The sequence below is a fragment of the Pseudomonas sp. PB101 genome (assembly GCF_009764265.1).
Lineage (GTDB): Bacteria > Pseudomonadota > Gammaproteobacteria > Pseudomonadales > Pseudomonadaceae > Aquipseudomonas.
The window spans coordinates 211,999-228,566 of sequence record NZ_RWIR01000007.1 but is presented as its reverse complement, the minus strand read 5'-3'; the positions used below and the strand labels follow the sequence as shown (position 1 = coordinate 228,566).

General features: G+C 61.1%; 14 protein-coding genes. 4 read left to right on the top strand and 10 right to left on the bottom strand.

Going from position 1 to position 16,568, the window contains the following annotated elements; genetic code table 11:
* Positions 1-21 precede the first annotated feature (21 nt).
* Positions 22-2,628 carry a leucine--tRNA ligase gene (leuS, locus tag EI969_RS02455; RefSeq protein ID WP_160385766.1) on the bottom strand — a complete coding sequence of 869 codons (2,607 nt, stop codon included), beginning with the start codon at positions 2,626-2,628 and terminating at the stop codon, positions 22-24.
* Positions 2,629-2,908: 280 nt separating this feature from the next.
* On the opposite strand from leuS, the gene EI969_RS02450 reads away from it, so the two are divergent.
* Together EI969_RS02450 and EI969_RS02445 are read left to right on the top strand one after the other, a co-directional pair.
* On the top strand, positions 2,909-3,229 hold the full coding sequence (locus tag EI969_RS02450; RefSeq protein ID WP_160385765.1) for a hypothetical protein: 321 nt from the start codon (positions 2,909-2,911) through the stop codon (positions 3,227-3,229).
* Between the two features lie 104 nt (positions 3,230-3,333).
* On the top strand, positions 3,334-4,095 hold the full coding sequence (locus EI969_RS02445; protein WP_160385764.1) for a YdcF family protein: 762 nt from the start codon (positions 3,334-3,336) through the stop codon (positions 4,093-4,095).
* A gap of 244 nt (positions 4,096-4,339) precedes the next feature.
* Here the strand turns inward: EI969_RS02445 and lnt are convergent, their stop codons facing one another.
* From lnt to miaB, 5 genes are all read right to left on the bottom strand, one after another.
* Positions 4,340-5,863, bottom strand: a complete 1,524-nt coding sequence (gene lnt / locus EI969_RS02440; protein WP_160385763.1) for an apolipoprotein N-acyltransferase — start codon at positions 5,861-5,863, stop codon at positions 4,340-4,342.
* A gap of 8 nt (positions 5,864-5,871) precedes the next feature.
* Positions 5,872-6,711 (bottom strand): HlyC/CorC family transporter, encoded by an 840-nt coding sequence (locus EI969_RS02435; protein ID WP_027924283.1) that lies wholly within the window; start codon positions 6,709-6,711, stop codon positions 5,872-5,874.
* 5 nt (positions 6,712-6,716) lie between these two features.
* Positions 6,717-7,211 carry an rRNA maturation RNase YbeY gene (gene ybeY, locus EI969_RS02430; protein ID WP_160385762.1) on the bottom strand — a complete coding sequence of 165 codons (495 nt, stop codon included), beginning with the start codon at positions 7,209-7,211 and terminating at the stop codon, positions 6,717-6,719.
* The gene (locus EI969_RS02425) at positions 7,204-8,211 is read right to left on the bottom strand and encodes a PhoH family protein (protein ID WP_008022966.1); all 1,008 of its coding nucleotides are present in this window, start codon (positions 8,209-8,211) and stop codon (positions 7,204-7,206) included. The genes ybeY and EI969_RS02425 overlap by 8 nt, the downstream gene beginning before the upstream one ends.
* Before the next feature lie 212 nt (positions 8,212-8,423).
* Positions 8,424-9,752 (bottom strand): tRNA (N6-isopentenyl adenosine(37)-C2)-methylthiotransferase MiaB, encoded by a 1,329-nt coding sequence (miaB, locus tag EI969_RS02420; protein WP_160385761.1) that lies wholly within the window; start codon positions 9,750-9,752, stop codon positions 8,424-8,426.
* Between the two features lie 135 nt (positions 9,753-9,887).
* Here miaB and EI969_RS02415 point away from each other — a divergent pair, with 135 nt between their 5' ends.
* The gene (locus tag EI969_RS02415; RefSeq protein ID WP_003185742.1) at positions 9,888-10,217 is read left to right on the top strand and encodes a DUF1820 family protein; all 330 of its coding nucleotides are present in this window, start codon (positions 9,888-9,890) and stop codon (positions 10,215-10,217) included.
* Positions 10,218-10,226: 9 nt separating this feature from the next.
* On the opposite strand, the gene EI969_RS02410 is transcribed toward EI969_RS02415, so the two are convergent.
* From EI969_RS02410 to EI969_RS02395, 4 genes are all read right to left on the bottom strand, one after another.
* Positions 10,227-10,781 (bottom strand): tetratricopeptide repeat protein, encoded by a 555-nt coding sequence (locus tag EI969_RS02410; RefSeq protein ID WP_160385760.1) that lies wholly within the window; start codon positions 10,779-10,781, stop codon positions 10,227-10,229.
* A 224-nt stretch (positions 10,782-11,005) separates the two neighbouring features.
* A complete protein-coding gene (gene hemL / locus EI969_RS02405; protein WP_056728829.1) occupies positions 11,006-12,289 on the bottom strand; it encodes a glutamate-1-semialdehyde 2,1-aminomutase in 1,284 nt (427 codons plus the stop codon).
* 28 nt (positions 12,290-12,317) lie between these two features.
* On the bottom strand, positions 12,318-12,941 hold the full coding sequence (gene thiE, locus EI969_RS02400) for a thiamine phosphate synthase (RefSeq protein ID WP_160385759.1): 624 nt from the start codon (positions 12,939-12,941) through the stop codon (positions 12,318-12,320).
* Between the two features lie 31 nt (positions 12,942-12,972).
* On the bottom strand, positions 12,973-13,770 hold the full coding sequence (locus EI969_RS02395; protein ID WP_057713171.1) for a hydroxymethylpyrimidine/phosphomethylpyrimidine kinase: 798 nt from the start codon (positions 13,768-13,770) through the stop codon (positions 12,973-12,975).
* A 396-nt stretch (positions 13,771-14,166) separates the two neighbouring features.
* Between EI969_RS02395 and EI969_RS02390 the strand changes: the two genes are divergently transcribed.
* A complete protein-coding gene (locus tag EI969_RS02390; protein ID WP_160385758.1) occupies positions 14,167-16,551 on the top strand; it encodes a hybrid sensor histidine kinase/response regulator in 2,385 nt (794 codons plus the stop codon).
* The last annotated feature ends 17 nt before the right edge of the window (positions 16,552-16,568 follow it).

The window sequence follows — 16,568 nt, the reverse complement described above, 5'->3', positions numbered from 1 at the left end:
CTCACCTGGCGCCTGATCCAATTAGCTGGCGACGATGTTGACCAGTTTCCCGGGCACTACGATCACTTTACGAATAGTCAGGCCGTCGACGAAACGCAGCACGTTTTCATTGGCGCGGGCAGCGGCTTCGACTTCTTCACGCGTCGCGCCGGCCGGCATTTCGATCTGGCCACGCAGCTTGCCGTTGACCTGGATGACCAGCGTCAGGCTGTCCTGCACCAAAGCGCTGTCATCCACCACTGGCCAGCCGGCATCGATCACAGGATCGGCGTGACCCAGCTTGTTCCACAACTCATGGCTGATGTGCGGGGTGATCGGAGCCAGCAACAGGGTCACGGCTTCCAGGCCTTCCTGAACCAGCGCGCGATCCTGTTCGGTGCCTTGTGCGGCTTTTTCCAGCACGTTCATCAGCGTCATCACCTGGGCGATGGCGGTGTTGAATTTGTGGTGCTGGCCGACGTCCTGGCTGGCCTGCTTGATGGCCAGGTGGATCGAACGGCGAACGGCTTTCTGCTCGTCGTTCAGGCTGGCGATGTCCAGCTTGCCCGGCAGGCCCTGAGTGACGTGCGCTTGCGCCAGGCGCCAGACGCGCTTGAGGAAACGGTGCGAGCCTTCTACGCCCGAGTCGGACCATTCCGCGCTCATGTCAGGCGGCGAGGCGAACATCATGAACAGGCGGCAGGTGTCTGCGCCGAACTGATCGATCATCGACTGTGGGTCGACGCCGTTGTTTTTCGACTTGGCCATCTTCTCGGTGCCGCCGATTTCCACCGGCAGGCCGTCGGATTTCAGTTTGGCGCTGATGACCTTGGCCTTGCTGTCACGCTCAAGCTCGACGTCCGCCGGGTTGAACCAGGTGTAGGCACCATTGGCTTCGCGACGATAGTAAGTCTCGGCGATCACCATGCCCTGGGTCAGCAGGTTCTTGAACGGCTCGTTGGAGCTCACCAGGCCTTCGTCGCGCATCAGCTTGTGGAAGAAGCGCGCGTACAGCAGGTGAAGAATCGCGTGTTCGATACCGCCGATGTACTGATCCACCGGCAGCCAGTGGTCGGCCGCGGATTTTTCCACCAGGCCGCCTTCATAATGTGGCGAGGCGTAGCGGGCGTAGTACCACGAGGACTCGACGAAGGTGTCCATGGTGTCGGTTTCACGCTTGGCAGGCTGGCCGCATTTAGGGCAGCTGCACTCGTAGAACTCGGGCATGCGTGCCAGTGGCGAACCGGCGCCGTCGGGCACCACGTCTTCCGGCAGTACGACCGGCAGTTGATCTTCCGGTACCGGCACGTCACCGCAGGTGGTGCAGTGGATGATCGGGATCGGGCAGCCCCAGTAGCGCTGACGGCTGATGCCCCAGTCGCGCAGGCGGAACTGGGTACGCGAGGCGCCCAGTTGTTTCTTGATCAGCGCGACTTCAATGGCGTCGAAGGCGCCCGCGAAGTCGAGGCCATCGAACTCGCCGGAATTGATCAGCGTGCCGTGCTCGCCGTAGGCGTCTTGCCATGGCGTCGGGTTGGTGTCGCCGGAACTGGTGCGCACCACCGATTTCACCGGCAGGTTGTACTTGTGGGCGAATTCGAAATCACGCTCGTCGTGGGCCGGAACCGCCATCACGGCACCGTCGCCGTAGTGCATCAGCACATAGTTGGCGACCCAGACCGGCAGTTTTTCGCCAGTCAACGGGTGCTCGACGAACAGGCCGGTCGGCAGGCCTTTCTTCTCCTGGGTGGCGACGTCGGCTTCGGCCACGCTGCCGCCCTTGCATTCAGCGATGAACGCTTGCAGCTCAGGATTGTTCTGTGCGGCCAGGGTAGCCAGGTGATGCTCGGCAGCCACGGCGACGTAGGTCGCGCCCATGAGCGTGTCAGGACGGGTGGTGAAGACTTTCAGTGCACCGGTTTCGCCGATGGAGTCGACGTTGTAAGGGAACTGCACTTCCATGCCGCGGGACTTGCCGATCCAGTTGCGCTGCATGGTCTTGACCTGTTCAGGCCAGCCCGGCAGGTCGTCGAGGCTCTCCAGCAGCTCATCCGCGTAGGCGGTGATCTTGAAGTAGTACATCGGGATTTCGCGCTTTTCGATCAGCGCGCCGGAACGCCAGCCGCGACCGTCGATCACCTGTTCGTTGGCCAGGACGGTCTGGTCGACCGGGTCCCAGTTCACGGTGCCGCTTTTTTTGTAGATCACACCTTTTTCGAACAGGCGAGTGAACAGCCATTGTTCCCAGCGGTAGTAATCAGGCTTGCAGGTGGTCACTTCGCGCGACCAGTCCACCGCCAGGCCCAGGCTGCGCAGCTGGGTCTTCATGTAGGCGATGTTTTCGTAGGTCCACTTGGCGGGCGCCACGTTGTTCTTCATCGCGGCGTTTTCCGCCGGCATGCCGAAGGCGTCCCAACCCATCGGTTGCAGAACATTCTTGCCTTGCATGCGCTGGTAGCGGGAGATCACGTCGCCGATGGTGTAGTTGCGCACGTGCCCCATGTGTAGCTTGCCGCTGGGGTAAGGGAACATCGACAGGCAGTAGTAAGTCTCCTTGCCTGGCTGTTCACTGACTTCAAAGGACTTTTGCTCGTCCCAGAACGACTGGGCGGCGGCTTCGATTTCACGGGGCTGATATTGTTCGTGCATGGCTACTTTTGAACTGAATAGGGGTGGCCTAATCCTCTTCAATGCGACGCTGGACGGTGAACGCGCCAATTCGGCGTTTCGGTGTCCAGACGAGCTGGAAGTGGAGTTACAGGAAGCGCCGTAGCATACATGACCGCACTCTATCGAGGGAAACCCTGATTAGTGCCGCGCGTCATGCTAAAACCGCTGCGAGGGCCGTTGGTCGCGGCGTTCAGCCGGTTTGTTCATGGAAGCTAAGCTCTAACTGGGGAGTAGGTCTTATCTTCCAATGAGGTGAGGGATGGTTGAGTCACAGCAAAAAGCTACAAAACCGGAGCTGTACGAAAGGCTGATCGATCGTTTGGCCCTGGCCCTGGAAGCGGCAAAAACCGCTAGCCGGTTGCGCGACGTGCGCCCTCTGGAACTGGAACTGCGTGGCCTGAGCCCCGCAGAGTTTGCACTGGTCAAGGCGTATCTGGATCGCAGTGAGCGTGAGACGCATGGATGCTTGTCAGAGGCGGTAAAGCAACTAGACGCACCACGTTCAGCCAAAATCATCTGGCTCAAGGACAAAGTTCAGGGCAGAGACGCGGTAAAGGTCCGGTCTTTGCAGTTCAAATAGGGCACAGAGTCATGCTCCACGCATTTTTGAAGAATAGTCCTTCCGTATCGATTGTCGCATCGCGCCAACCCACTTAGGCTTCGGGCATCTCCGGGAGATGCTCGATGCCTTTTCGTTATTTCGTAAAACAACTTCTTTTGCCACCCGGCATTCTCTTGCTGCTGCTTTTGCTTGCCTGGTGGTTGCGTCGATCGAGGCCGAGGCTTGCCGGTGCGTGTTTTGCGCTGGGGTTAGGCGGTTTCTGGCTGATGAGCCTGCCGGTGGTGGTGCAGTGGAGCGCGAGGCTGCTCGAGCGTGAGCCGGCACTTGCCCGCGAAGAGTGGACAGTGCTGGGACAGCGTGCGGACGCCATCGTGGTCCTCGGCTCGGGCCGCGAGCGCGGTGATGTGGCCTGGGGTGCAGACCAGCCCACAGGCGTCGGTCTGGAGCGCCAGCGCTTTGCCGCGCGGCTGGCCAAGGCTTCCGGCCTGCCGCTACTGACCAGCGGCGGCCTGCATTACGGCGCGCCGCCCAGCGAGGCGCAGATGATGGCTGACTCTTTGCGTGACGATTTTGGCGTGACCGTGCGCTGGCAGGAAGGGCGCAGCCGCACCACCTGGGAAAATGCGCAGTTCAGCGCCGAGGTGTTGCTGCCTCAGGGCGTCAAGCGCGTGGTGCTGGTGACTCAGGCCTGGCATATGCCACGAGCGGTCTGGAGCTTTCGCAAGGCCGGGTTTGAAGTGGTGCCGGCGCCGGTAGGCTTTCTGGGCGGCGACCACGCGCGGCCACTGGGTGGCTGGATGCCGGAGTTCAAGGCGATCTGGCAGAACGGGCAATTGATGAACGAGGCGGTGGGGCAGGTCGGTTATTCGTTGTTTTACCGATAACCCAATGGTTGCCCGCGCCCTGTAGGAGTTGGCTTGCCAGCGAAAGCGTTGTGTCAGGCAACATTGATGTTGAATGTGAGGGCCTCATCGCAGGCAAGCCAGCTCCCACAATAATTTCGGTAGCTCACGAATACTGCGTACACCCACTGACCCTGTAGGTGCTGGCTTGCCAGCGAATGCGATGTCATGGCGACCATGGCTTTCGCCGGCAAGCCGGCTCCTACAGGTTTGATGTGGTGTCAGTTCAGACGGTCTTGGCCATCCGGCTGGCAATCAGCGCCCAGCCAAACAACAGCACGCAGACAATGATCAGCGGCCACGAACGCCATTGCAGGTACGGCGTCAGGTTGTGCATCGGCACCACTTCGCCATACAGGATGCCGCGTTCGAACTGCGGGATCTGATCGGTGATCTGGCCGAACGGGTTGATCAGGCCGGACACGCCATTGTTGGTGGCGCGGATCATCCAGCGGCCGGCTTCCAGTGCGCGCATCTGTGCCATTTGCAGGTGTTGCAGCGGACCGATGGAGGTGCCGAACCAGGTGTCGTTGCTGATGGTCAGCAGCAGGTCGCTACGGGCGGCAAGGCTGGCGGCGAACTCCGGGTAAACCACTTCATAACAAATGTACGGAGCGATCTGATAACCCTTGGCCTGTAGCAGCGGTTGATCGGCCGGGCCACGAGCGAAGTCCGACATCGGCAGGTCGAAGAAGGCGATCAGCCCGCGCAGCACGTCCTGCAAGGGCACATATTCACCAAACGGCACCAGTTTTTGCTTCAGGTAAGTGCCGTCGCCTTCACCGGCAACGGTGATGCCGTTGAAGAAGCGCTTCTCATGGCGTACCTCCATGCGCACCGGGACGCCGGTTATGAAGGCCGATTTACGCTCGGCCGCGAAGTTACCCATCATGCTCAGGTAGCCCTCGGCAGATTCCTTCAGCACTGGAATCGCCGTTTCCGGCCAGATCAGCAGGTCGGCGCGCTTTGAGCTGAAGCTCATGTCGCGGTACAGCGCCAGTTGCGCGTTGAGCTGCGCCGGGTCCCATTTCATGCTTTGTTCGACGTTGCCCTGGATGGCGGCAACGCTCAATGTCGGGCCCGACGGGCTGGTCCAGGCATGGTGCTTGAGTGCCATGCCGGCCAGCCATGGACCGACCAGCAACAATACACCGGCAGCAATGAAGCCTTTGCGCCCCGTGCGAACCAGGCGCAAGCCGTTGTAGATCAATGCCGCTGTCAGGGCCAGAGTAAAGGAAATCAGCCACATCCCGCCGACGGGGGCGAGCCCGGTCAGCGGGCCGTCGAGCTGGCTGTAGCCGGAATACAGCCACGGGAAGCCCGTCAGGAACCAGCCACGGAAGGCTTCCTGACCGACCCACAGCGCCGCGAAGGCCAGGGCGTCGGCCAGCGGCGCCTCATTGCGGCGCAGCCAGCGCGCCCAGATCCAGGCGGGCAGGGCAAAGAACCAGGCAATCGCCGCCGTGAAGAGCAGCATCAGGAAACCGGCCAGCAGCACTGATGCGCCGCCGAAGTGGTGAATGCTGTAGTAGATCCAGCTGGTGCCGGCACCGAACAGGCCGAAACCGAAACACCAGCCGCGACCCAGGGCCTGGCGTGGGCTCAGCTCGCGCAGACCGGCATAGAACAGGCCGACGGCGAGCAGTGCCAGTGGCCAGATATCGAACGGCGCCAGGGCCAGTGTGGTGATTGCACCGGCCGCCACGGCCAGCAGGTTACCGGGCCAGCCGGGGCGGGTTGTCCAGCGCATTTCAATCCTTAGCGAGCAATGGGCGTCAGGCGAAGCAAGTGAATCCGACGGCTGTCGGCGTTCAGGATGCGGAAACGGTAGGGGCCGATTTCAGTGATTTCGTTACGTTTTGGCAGATGCCCGAACGCGCTCATCACCAGGCCGCCAACGGTGTCGAACTCATCGTCGGAGAACTCGCTGTCGAAAAACTCGTTGAAGTTCTCGATCGGCGTCAGGGCCTTGATCAGGAAATCACCGCTGGGCAGCGGCTTGATGTAGCTGTCTTCTTCGACGTCGTGTTCGTCTTCGATGTCGCCGACGATTTGTTCCAGCACGTCTTCGATGGTGACCAGGCCTGCCACGCCGCCGTACTCGTCGATGACGATGGCCATGTGGTTGTGGTTGGCGCGAAACTCGCGCAGCAGCACGTTAAGGCGCTTGGATTCCGGCACGAAGGTGGCCGGACGCAGCAGGTCCTTGATGTTGAAGCTGTCGCCGTTCTCCTTGAGGATCAACGGCAGCAGGTCCTTGGCCAGCAACACGCCCATCACGTCATCGTGGCTTTCGCCGATGACCGGGTAGCGGGAGTGGGCCGAGTCGACCACGGCAGGCAGGAACTCGCGGGGTGTCTGGGTCGCCTTGATGCTGACCATTTGCGAGCGCGGGACCATGATGTCCCGCACCTGCAGGTCAGCCACCTGGATGGCGCCTTCGACGATGGCCAGCGCTTCGCTGTCCAGCAGTTTGTTCTGGTGTGCATCGCGCAGCAGCTCCAGCAGCTCCTGGCGGTTTTTCGGCTCGTGGGCAAAAGCCTGGGTGAGCTTACCCAGCCATGACTTCTGCCCGTTGCTCGATCGATCTTCGCTCATAGCGATTACTCTGAATCCTTTGTTGTTTCGGTAGGGAATGCGTCGGTTTCGTCGTCCGCGTACGGATCGGGAAAGCCCAGTTCTGCAAGCAACGTTCGTTCCAGTGCTTCCATCTCTTCGGCTTCGTCGTCATCAATATGGTCATAACCGAGCAGATGCAAGCAGCCGTGGATCACCAAATGTGCCCAATGGGCATCCAGCGCCTTGCCTTGCTCGGCAGCTTCACGCTCGACCACGGCCACGCAGATCACCAGATCGCCCAGCAGCGGGATGTCGAGGAATTCATCCGGCACATCGGCCGGGAATGACAAGACGTTGGTTGCGTAATCCTTTTGCCGCCATGTGTGGTTCAGCTCGCGACCTTCGGCTTCGTCGACCAGGCGAATGGTCATCTCCGAGTCGGCGCTGCGCTGGCGCAAAGCCAGTTCGCACCACTGGCGGAACTCGGCTTCGCTGGGGGCGGGGGCTTGAGTGGCGATTTGCAGGTCAAGCTCAAGCATCGCGGCGGCTATCCTTGGCGGCTGCATCGTCGGCCGCTTTGGTTTCGAAGCGCTCATAGGCTTCGACAATGCGCTGTACCAGCGGATGGCGCACGACGTCCTTGGGCTGGAAGTGCGTGAAGCTGATCCCCGGCACGTCCTTGAGCACTTCGATCACATGGTGCAGGCCGGACTTGGTGCCGCGCGGCAGGTCGACCTGGGTGATGTCCCCGGTGATGACGGCCGTGGAACCGAAGCCGATCCGGGTCAGGAACATCTTCATTTGCTCGACCGTGGTGTTCTGGCTTTCGTCGAGAATGATGAAGCTGTTGTTCAGCGTACGGCCGCGCATGTAGGCCAGCGGCGCAACTTCGATCACCTGGCGCTCGATCAGCTTGGCGACGTATTCGAAGCCGAGCATTTCGTAGAGCGCGTCGTAGAGCGGGCGCAGGTACGGGTCGATTTTTTGCGACAGGTCGCCGGGCAGGAAACCGAGTTTTTCACCCGCTTCGACCGCCGGGCGCACCAGCAGGATGCGACGGATCTGCTCGCGCTCCAGTGCGTCCACCGCGCAGGCAACGGCCAGATAGGTCTTGCCGGTACCGGCCGGACCGATGCCGAAGTTGATGTCGTTGCCGAGAATTTCCTTCACGTAGCGCAGCTGATTCAAGCCGCGGGGGCGAATCATGCCTTTCTTGGTGCGCAGGGCAACGGACGGCTCGGCGGGGGAGTGGTTGTCCAGCTGTTCGACGGCCGATTCCTGCAGGAACAGGTGCACCATGTCCGGCGACAGCTCGGTACCCTTGGTTTCCCGGTACAGGCGGCGCAGAAGGTTTTCCGCGGAGGTGGTGTGTTTGGGTTCGCCGATCAGCTCGAACTGGTTTCCGCGATTGCGGATCTCGATGGTCAGGCGCTGTTCGATCAAGCGCAGGTGCTCGTCGAATTGTCCGCACAGATTGGCGAAGCGACGAGCTTCAAAAGGCTCGAGGATGAAACGATGTGGTTCTATGGGTGCGTTCAAGGTCGTATTTAGCCGCCCTGGGGCAATAGTGATGAATCAAGGATAGCGCCAGTGGCGCGGGTGCGAAAGCTCTTAAATGGATCAGCCCATTCTCAAGAACAATGCAGTTCACTGTGGGAGCTGGCTTGCCAGCGATGTCGATGTAACTGGCGACACCATTGTCGGGCTTGCTGGCCCTATCGCTGGCAAGCCAGCTCCCACAGGGATCGGTGTTACTGAATTAGCGAGCCGCGCAGCGAGTGCGGTTGCGCGGCATCGATGTGCACATCCGCGAACTGGCCGATCAGGGTCGGATTGTCGCAGCGGAAGTTGACGATACGGTTATTCTCGGTCCGGCCTTGCAGCTCGCCCGGGTCTTTTTTCGAGTAATCGGTTACCAGAATGCGCTGGATCGAACCGACCATTTGTCGGCTGATCTCGAAGCCTTGCTGGTTCAGGCGATGCTGCAGGGCATTCAGGCGTTCTTTTTTCAGCGCTTCCGGGGTGTCGTCGGCGAGGTCGGCGGCCGGAGTGCCCGGGCGCTGGCTGTAGACGAACGAGTAGGAAAAGTCGAAGCCGACATCGGCAATCAGCTTCATGGTTTGCTCGAAGTCTTTCTCGGTCTCGCCCGGGAAGCCGACGATGAAGTCCGAACTGATGCAGATCCCTGGCACCGCGGCGCGCAGCTTGCGCAGTTTGGATTTGTATTCCAGCGCGGTGTGGTTGCGCTTCATCGCGGCGAGGATGCGGTCCGAACCCGACTGCACCGGCAAGTGCAGGTGCTTGACCAGTTCCGGCACGTCGGCGTGGGCCTGGATCAGGCTGTCGGAGAATTCCAGCGGATGCGAGGTGGTGTAACGGATGCGGTCGATGCCATCGACTGCGGCGACTACGCGGATCAGCTCGGCCAGATCCGCCAGGCGCCCGTCATGGGTAAGGCCGCGATAGCCGTTGACGTTCTGCCCCAGCAGCGTCACTTCGCGCACGCCGTTTTCGGCCAGGTGAATGATCTCGGCAAGCACGTCGTCGAACGGCCGGCTGACTTCTTCGCCTCGGGTGTAGGGCACAACGCAGAAGGTGCAGTACTTGCTGCAACCTTCCATCACCGACACATAGGCGCTCGGGCCATCGATGCGCGGCTCGGGCAAATGGTCGAATTTTTCGATTTCCGGGAACGAGACGTCGACTTGCGGCAGTTTGCTGGTGCGCGCGGCGTCGATCATTTCCGGCAGGCGGTGCAGGGTCTGCGGGCCGAAGACCACGTCGACGTACGGCGCGCGATCGCGGATGGCGGCGCCTTCCTGGCTGGCCACGCAACCGCCGACGGCGATCACCATGTCCGGGTTGGCCAGCTTCAGTTCACGCCAGCGACCGAGCTGGGAATAGACCCGGTCCTGTGCCCGTTCGCGGATCGAGCAGGTGTTGAGCAGGATGACGTCGGCGTCTTCGGCGCGGGCGGTGACTTCCAGGGCCTGATGTTCGCCCAGCAGATCGACCATGCGCGAGCTGTCGTACTCGTTCATCTGGCAACCGTGGGTTTCGATGTAAAGCTTCTTGGCCATGGAAAGAGTCATCACGTGATTCAAAGAACCGCGCATTATAGGGAACATGTACCCAGGTTCCTACCGCTGCGCGTCCGATGGCTATGCTATAGTTCGCGCCCTCATTTTTATCCCCCGATGTGTTGCTCGCCTGCCATGACCAAACGTGAAGCTCCAATCTACAAGGTGATTTTCCTCAACCAGGGCCAGGTGTTCGAAATGTACGCCAAGCAGATCTATCAAAGTGATCTGTGGGGCTTTCTGGAAGTGGAAGAGTTCGTCTTTGGCGAGCGCACGCAAGTGGTCGTCGATCCGAGCGAGGAAAAGCTCAAGGCTCAGTTCGAAGGCGTGGTGCGCAGTTTTGTGCCGATGCATTCGATCGTGCGCATCGACGAAGTCGAGCGTCTGGGGACGCCGAAAATCAGCGAAGCCCGTGGCGCGGTCGGCAATGTCATGCCGTTTCCGATGCCGATGCCTGAGAAGTAAGCAGCGCTGTCAGGGAAGAGGTGCGAAAGGCGTACGCCCGTCAGCGCTCTGCAATTCCATCAAATATTTACGGAATATTTGCCCGAGCACCTGGGTGGCGACTTCGAGTTCTTCGCGGGGCATCTTTTCGGTGACTTCGTCGGCAGTGTCCAGTGCATCTTCAGCACCGTTGACCGCGGCCATCTTCAGCAGGATGTATGCCTGAACATTGTTGGCCGGCACGCCTTCGCCGTGGAAGAACATGGTACCGAGCTTGAATTGCGCCTGGGCGTGGCCTTGCAGTGAAGCTTTTTCGAAAAAGCTCAGGGCTTGATTGAGGTCGCGCGGTGCGTTTTTGCCTTCGTAGTAGAACTCACCCAACTCGTATTGCGCTTGCGCATCCCCTTCATCCGACGCTTTCTGGCAGGCGGCGAGCGCCTGTTCCAGGTCTTGCGGCTGGGTATTGAGGGTGCAGCGACCCATCGCTGGGATTAACAACGAGTTGCCGCCTGCTTGTGCTTGCGCGAGCAGGGGCTGAAGAAGCAACAGGCAGCCCAGTGCAAGGGTGCGGCCGGTGCGGTTCATGGGAATCGACTTACCTCTGAAGGGCGCGCGGACCCATCGAGGGATCCAATAAGCGCGCATTATGAAATAAGCAGGGCCAACCTTACAAAGTCTTTACTCGTTTTTCTGCTGCGCGGGAAATATATCTCCCGTTTTGCGGGGGATTTTTGCTGAAACTGTAGGAATGCAGGCGGGCATGTAGGTGAAAGCTGACGCTGGCCGTGGCCAACGTCAGCGCTACAGCGTTACTTCAAGGCAGCGAAGGCACGCTCGGCGGCGTCCAGGGTCAGCTTCAGTTCGGCTTCGCCGTGGGCGATCGAAGTGAAACCGGCTTCGAAGGCACTCGGTGCCAGGTACACGCCACCTTCCAGCATCAGGTGGAAGAAACGGCCGAACAGGGCTGCGTCGCTGGCCATCACGTCATCGAAAGTGACAATGTCGTCGGCGCCGCTGAAGTACAAGCCGAACATGCCGCCGGCCTGAGTGGTCACGAACGGAATGCCGGCCGCATCGGCGCGCTGTTGCAGGCCGTCGAGCAGGCGAGTGGTGTAGTCGGTCAGCTCGGCGTGGAAGCCCGGGCGGCTGATAAGGCGCAGGGTGGTCAGGCCGGCGGCCATCGCCAGCGGGTTGCCGGACAGCGTGCCGGCCTGGTAGACCGGGCCCAGCGGAGCGATGCGCTGCATGATTTCCCGCTTGCCGCCGAAGCAGCCGACCGGCATGCCGCCACCGATGATCTTGCCGAAGGTGGTCAGGTCCGGCGTCACGCCGTAGTACGCCTGGGCACCGCCGAGGGCGACGCGGAAACCGGTCATCACTTCGTCGAAAATCAGCACCACGCCGTGCTTGTCGCACAGGGTCCGCAGGCCTTCGAGGAAGCCCGGTGCCGGCGGCACGCAGTTCATGTTGCCGGCCACTGGCTCGACGATGATGCAGGCGACGTCCTGGCCGACTTCGGCGAGCATGGTTTCAACGGCATCGATGTCGTTGAAGGGCAGGGTCAGGGTGTGTTTGGCGAACGCTGCCGGTACACCGGCCGAGCTCGGTACGCCTTGGGTCAGTGCGCCGGAGCCGGCCTTGACCAGCAGGCTGTCGGAGTGACCGTGGTAGCAGCCTTCGAACTTGATGATGCTGTCGCGGCCGGTGAAACCACGGGCCAGGCGAATGGCGCTCATGGTCGCCTCGGTGCCGGAGCTGACCATGCGCACCATTTCCATCGACGGCACGAGCGAGCAGACCAGATCGGCCATCTGCGTTTCCATCTCGGTCGGGGCGCCGTAGGACAGGCCGTGCTCAAGCTGTTTGCGCACGGCGTCCAGTACGTCCGGGTGGCTGTGGCCGAGAATCATCGGGCCCCAGGAACCAACGTAATCCACATAGCGCTTGTCGTCTTCGTCGGTGACGTAGGCGCCTTCGGCGTGCTTGAAGAACAACGGCGTGCCGCCGACGCTCTTGAACGCGCGAACCGGCGAGTTCACGCCACCGGGAATGTGTTTCTGGGCATTGGCAAACAGCGTTTCGGAACGAGACATGATCGGGCTCTCAAATCAGATTTAAAGCTTAAATGGAAAACAGTTCGTTGAAGGCGCGGGCGCGGCGGGTCACCTCAGCCGTGTTCTCGGCACCGAACAGGCCATGCACCACCGCCAGCAGATCGACGCCATGGGCCACCAGTGGGGCGGCGTTATCCAGGGTGATGCCGCCGATCGCGCAGATTGGCAGGTGCAGCTGCTTGCGGGCCTGGTCGAGCAGGTCGAGGCTGCAAGTCGGTGCGCCGGGTTTGGTGTTTGAATTGAAGAAGCGGCCGAAGGCGACGTAGCTGGCACCTTCCTTTGCAGCCTGTTCGGCCAGTTCGAGCTGCGCGTGGCAGGTCGAACCGATGATCGCCTGGCGCCCGAGCAGTGCACGGGCAGGAGTCAGCGGGCCATCAGTCTGGCCCAGGTGCACGCCCACGTTCAGGCGTGCAGCCAACTCGGCGTCGTCGTTGATGATCAACTGCGTCTTGTAGCGTTCGCACAGCCCGCGCAAGGCTTCGGCTTCGCGCAGGCGGCGGGCCTCGTCACTGCTCTTGTCGCGGTATTGCAGCAAGGTGACGCCGCCTTCCAGCGCCGCCTCCACGTACTTGAGCAACTTGCCGTCCAGCAAATGACTGTCGGTAATGGCGTACAGGCCACGTAGTTTCATCGGACAAGCCTCACCGCAATGCAAATAGAAGTTACGAACAGAAATCCAGTGGCAAGCGGCGCGGCACGAACTGGCCTTTGCCCAGTTGCTCGGCGTCACGCAGGGTGCGCCACGTGTAGTTAAGCGCGGTCTGCACGGCACTGGCGAGGTTTTCGCCCTGGGCCAGACGACCGGCCAGCGCGCTGGCCAGGGTGCAACCGGAACCGTGATAGCTGCCTGGCAAGCGCTGGCAGGTAAAGGTTTCGCGCAGGCCATCGCGGCTGTACAGGCGGTTGTGGATTTCGGTTTCGTCGCCATGGCCGCCGGTGATCAGCAGGTGTTTGACGAACGGCAGGAGTTTTTCAGCGCACTCGTCCGCGGTGCCTTCGGGCAGTTCGGCGAGGATTCGGGCTTCGGGAAGGTTGGGGGTCGCAATGATCGACAAGGGCAGCAGGCGTTCGCGCATGGCATAGCCGACTTCGTCCTTGCCCAGGCGTCCGCCGCCGCCGGCGCGCAGCACCGGGTCGCAGACCACCGGCAGGTGCGGGTGCGCCGAAAGCAGTTCGACAACGGTGTCGACCATTTCCAGCGAACCGAGCATGCCCAGTTTGACCGCCGCGACTTCGGAATCGTTGAGTACGGCATTGGCCTGGGCCAGTACCCACTCACGGTCGAGGACACGGAAGTCAGTGACATTGACGGTGTCTTGCACGGTCAGCGCGGTGACGGCCGGAGCCGCATGGCAACCCTGAGCGAGCAGGGCTTCGATATCTGCCTGCAAGCCGGCGCCACCACTTGGGTCGTGGCCGGAGAGACAGAGGACAACGGGGCGTGAGCTGTAGATATTCATGGTGCGCGAGCTTACCACCAAACCTGTTTTTCGGGTGTTGTGGCGGTGCGGTTAATCGATACATTGTGGCGAGGGGGCTTGCCCCCGTTGGGTCGCGAAGCGGCCCCCCATAACCTGCCTGGTTCAACGCGTTGGCGGGTTTCACGACTGCTGCGCAGCCGAACGGGGGCAAGCCCCCTCGCCACAGTGACTTGCCAACCACAAAATGCCTTCCCGGAGCTGCTCTGAGACGCCCGTTCTAGAGCCTCTGTAGGAAAAATTTCAATGGTGTTTAATGGCCATCAACGGCTATGCTAGAGTGGATCCAAACCAATAACAGGTGATACCGGTTTTACGTCTGCTCAAAAGGAATGGGGGGCTTCCTGACAGAACCGGACAGGCCACGCTGGGGCTTCAATGCGCTATTTGCTGATGTTGCTATTGTGTTTGCCCCTCCTGGCAAACGCCGTCGAGTTCGATGAGTTCACTCAAAGCCTCCCCTTGGGCCGAACCCTGCAGGTCTACGAGGACGCAGGTGGTCAGGCAACCATCGCGGATATCCGTGCGCAAGCGGCGGCCGGCAACTTCAAGGCGCACAACAAAGACACGCTCAACGCCGGGTACTCGCGTTCGGTGTTCTGGCTGAAAATCGACCTGCATTACCGTCCGGCCAATCCGGCGGCGCAACGGACCTGGTTGCTGGAACTGGCCTATCCGCCCCTCGATCATCTCGATCTCTATTTGCCCGATGCGGCCGGCAACTATCAGTTGGTCAGGCGGACCGGCGATGCCTTGCCGTTCGCCAGCCGCGAAATTCGCCAGAACAACTATCTGTTCGACCTGACGTTCAAGCCTGACCAGGCGCAAACCCTGTTCCTGCGCTTGCAAAGCGAAGGCTCGATCCAGGCTCCGGTCACTTTGTGGTCAAGCACCGCCTACCTCGAAGAGCAGCCCGTGCGCCTCTATGTACTGGGGCTGATCTACGGCGTGCTGCTGGGGATGCTGGTCTACAACCTGTTCATCTACCTCAGCGTGCGCGACACCAGTTACCTCTACTACATCTTCTATATCGCCTCGTTCGGCCTGTATCAGCTGTCGGTAAACGGGGCGGCCGTGCAGTATTTCTGGCCGGACAATCCATGGTGGGCCAACGCCGCGACGCCGTTTTTCATCGGCTGTGCGGGGCTGTTCGGCAGTCAGTTCGCCCGCAGCTTCCTGCAAATGGCTACCCACAGTCGCTGGCTCGACCGCTTGTTGTTGGCGCTGGTTGCCTTCGGTGCGCTGGTGATCGGCCTGTCATTGATGACCAGTTATGCCCTGGCCCTGCGCCTGGCCACGGCGCTGGCACTGACGTTCACCGTGGTGATTTTTGCCGCCGGGATCTTTGCCTGGCTGCGGGGCCTGCGCGTTGCGCGATATTTCATCATTGCCTGGTCGGCGTTTTTGCTCGGCGGCATCGTCAATACGCTGATGGTACTGGGCTACCTGCCGAACGTATTCCTGACCATGTATTCCAGCCAGATCGGCTCGGCCATCGAAGTGGCGTTGCTGTCCCTGGCGCTGGCCGACCGCATCAACGCCATGCGCGAGCAGCAGGCGCAAACGCTGTTCGACGCCAGCCAGAAGCTTGAAGTGCTCAACCAGCAACTGGCTCGCAGTAACAAGCTCAAGGACGAATTCCTCGCCACCCTGACCCATGAACTGCGGACCCCCATGAACGGTGTGATCGGTTCGCTGGAGCTGATGCAGACGGTCGAAATGGAGCCGGAACTCGAGCAGTATCAGCAGACGGCTTCGGGCTCGGCGCGGGACATGATGCGCATGGTCAACGGCATCCTCACCCTCACCGAATTGCAGGCCGGCAAACTCAAGGCCTCGGCCGACACCTTCAGCTTGCGCGGCATGGTCGAGGCACTGCGCACGCAGTTCGAGGGCAACGCATCGGGCAAGTCGCTGGACTTCAAGATCGACGTGGCAACCGGGGTGCCGGATCGCTTGCACGGCGACAACCTCAAGATTGCGCAATGCCTGGAATGTTTGCTGGATAACGCCATCAAGTTCACCAAGGTCGGTGGCCTGGCCCTGCGGGTGACCGGCAAGGCCATTGAGCCCGACCGGCTGGCGTTGACCTTTGCGGTGATCGACACCGGCATCGGCTTCACCGATCTGGGGGAGGCCACGATGTATCAGCGGTTCTTCCAGCTCGACGGTTCGATGACCCGTGAATACGGTGGCCTGGGTGTTGGCCTGGCGATTTGCCGACAGTTGGTCGAATTGCTCGGTGGGCGCCTGACACATCGCTCCGAACCAGGCCGTGGCAGTCGGTTTCAACTGGATGTGGAGGTCGGGCTGCCGGTGGCCCAACGTCCGGTGACGCCGTTGATGTCCCGGGACTTTCCGCGCCTGCGCTTGCCTGGGGATTGTGCCGTGCTGTTGGTGGATGACAACGGCGTCAGCCAGTTGGTGATGCGCGGCATGTTGCTCAAACTGGGTTTTCGCATACGCACGGCTGACAGCACCGATGTCGCGCTCGATCTCTTGCAGCGCGAAGTGTTTGACGCGGTGCTGGTCGATTGTCAGTTGCCGCTTCAGGACGGTGAGTCGCTGTGCTGCCGCATCCGCGAGTTGCCGGGCTGTGCCGAACTGCCGTTGTTCATGATCGCCCTGAGCGGTGACCGAGAACGCTGCCCGACCGGCGCGCTGATCGATTACTTGAGCAAACCGGTGAAATTCGAAGACTTGCAGGCCGCGCTCTACCGTCGCGTGCTCTGCCCGCAGCAGGGCGAAAGCGCCGACAGTTAGGCGGATATGACACTTTG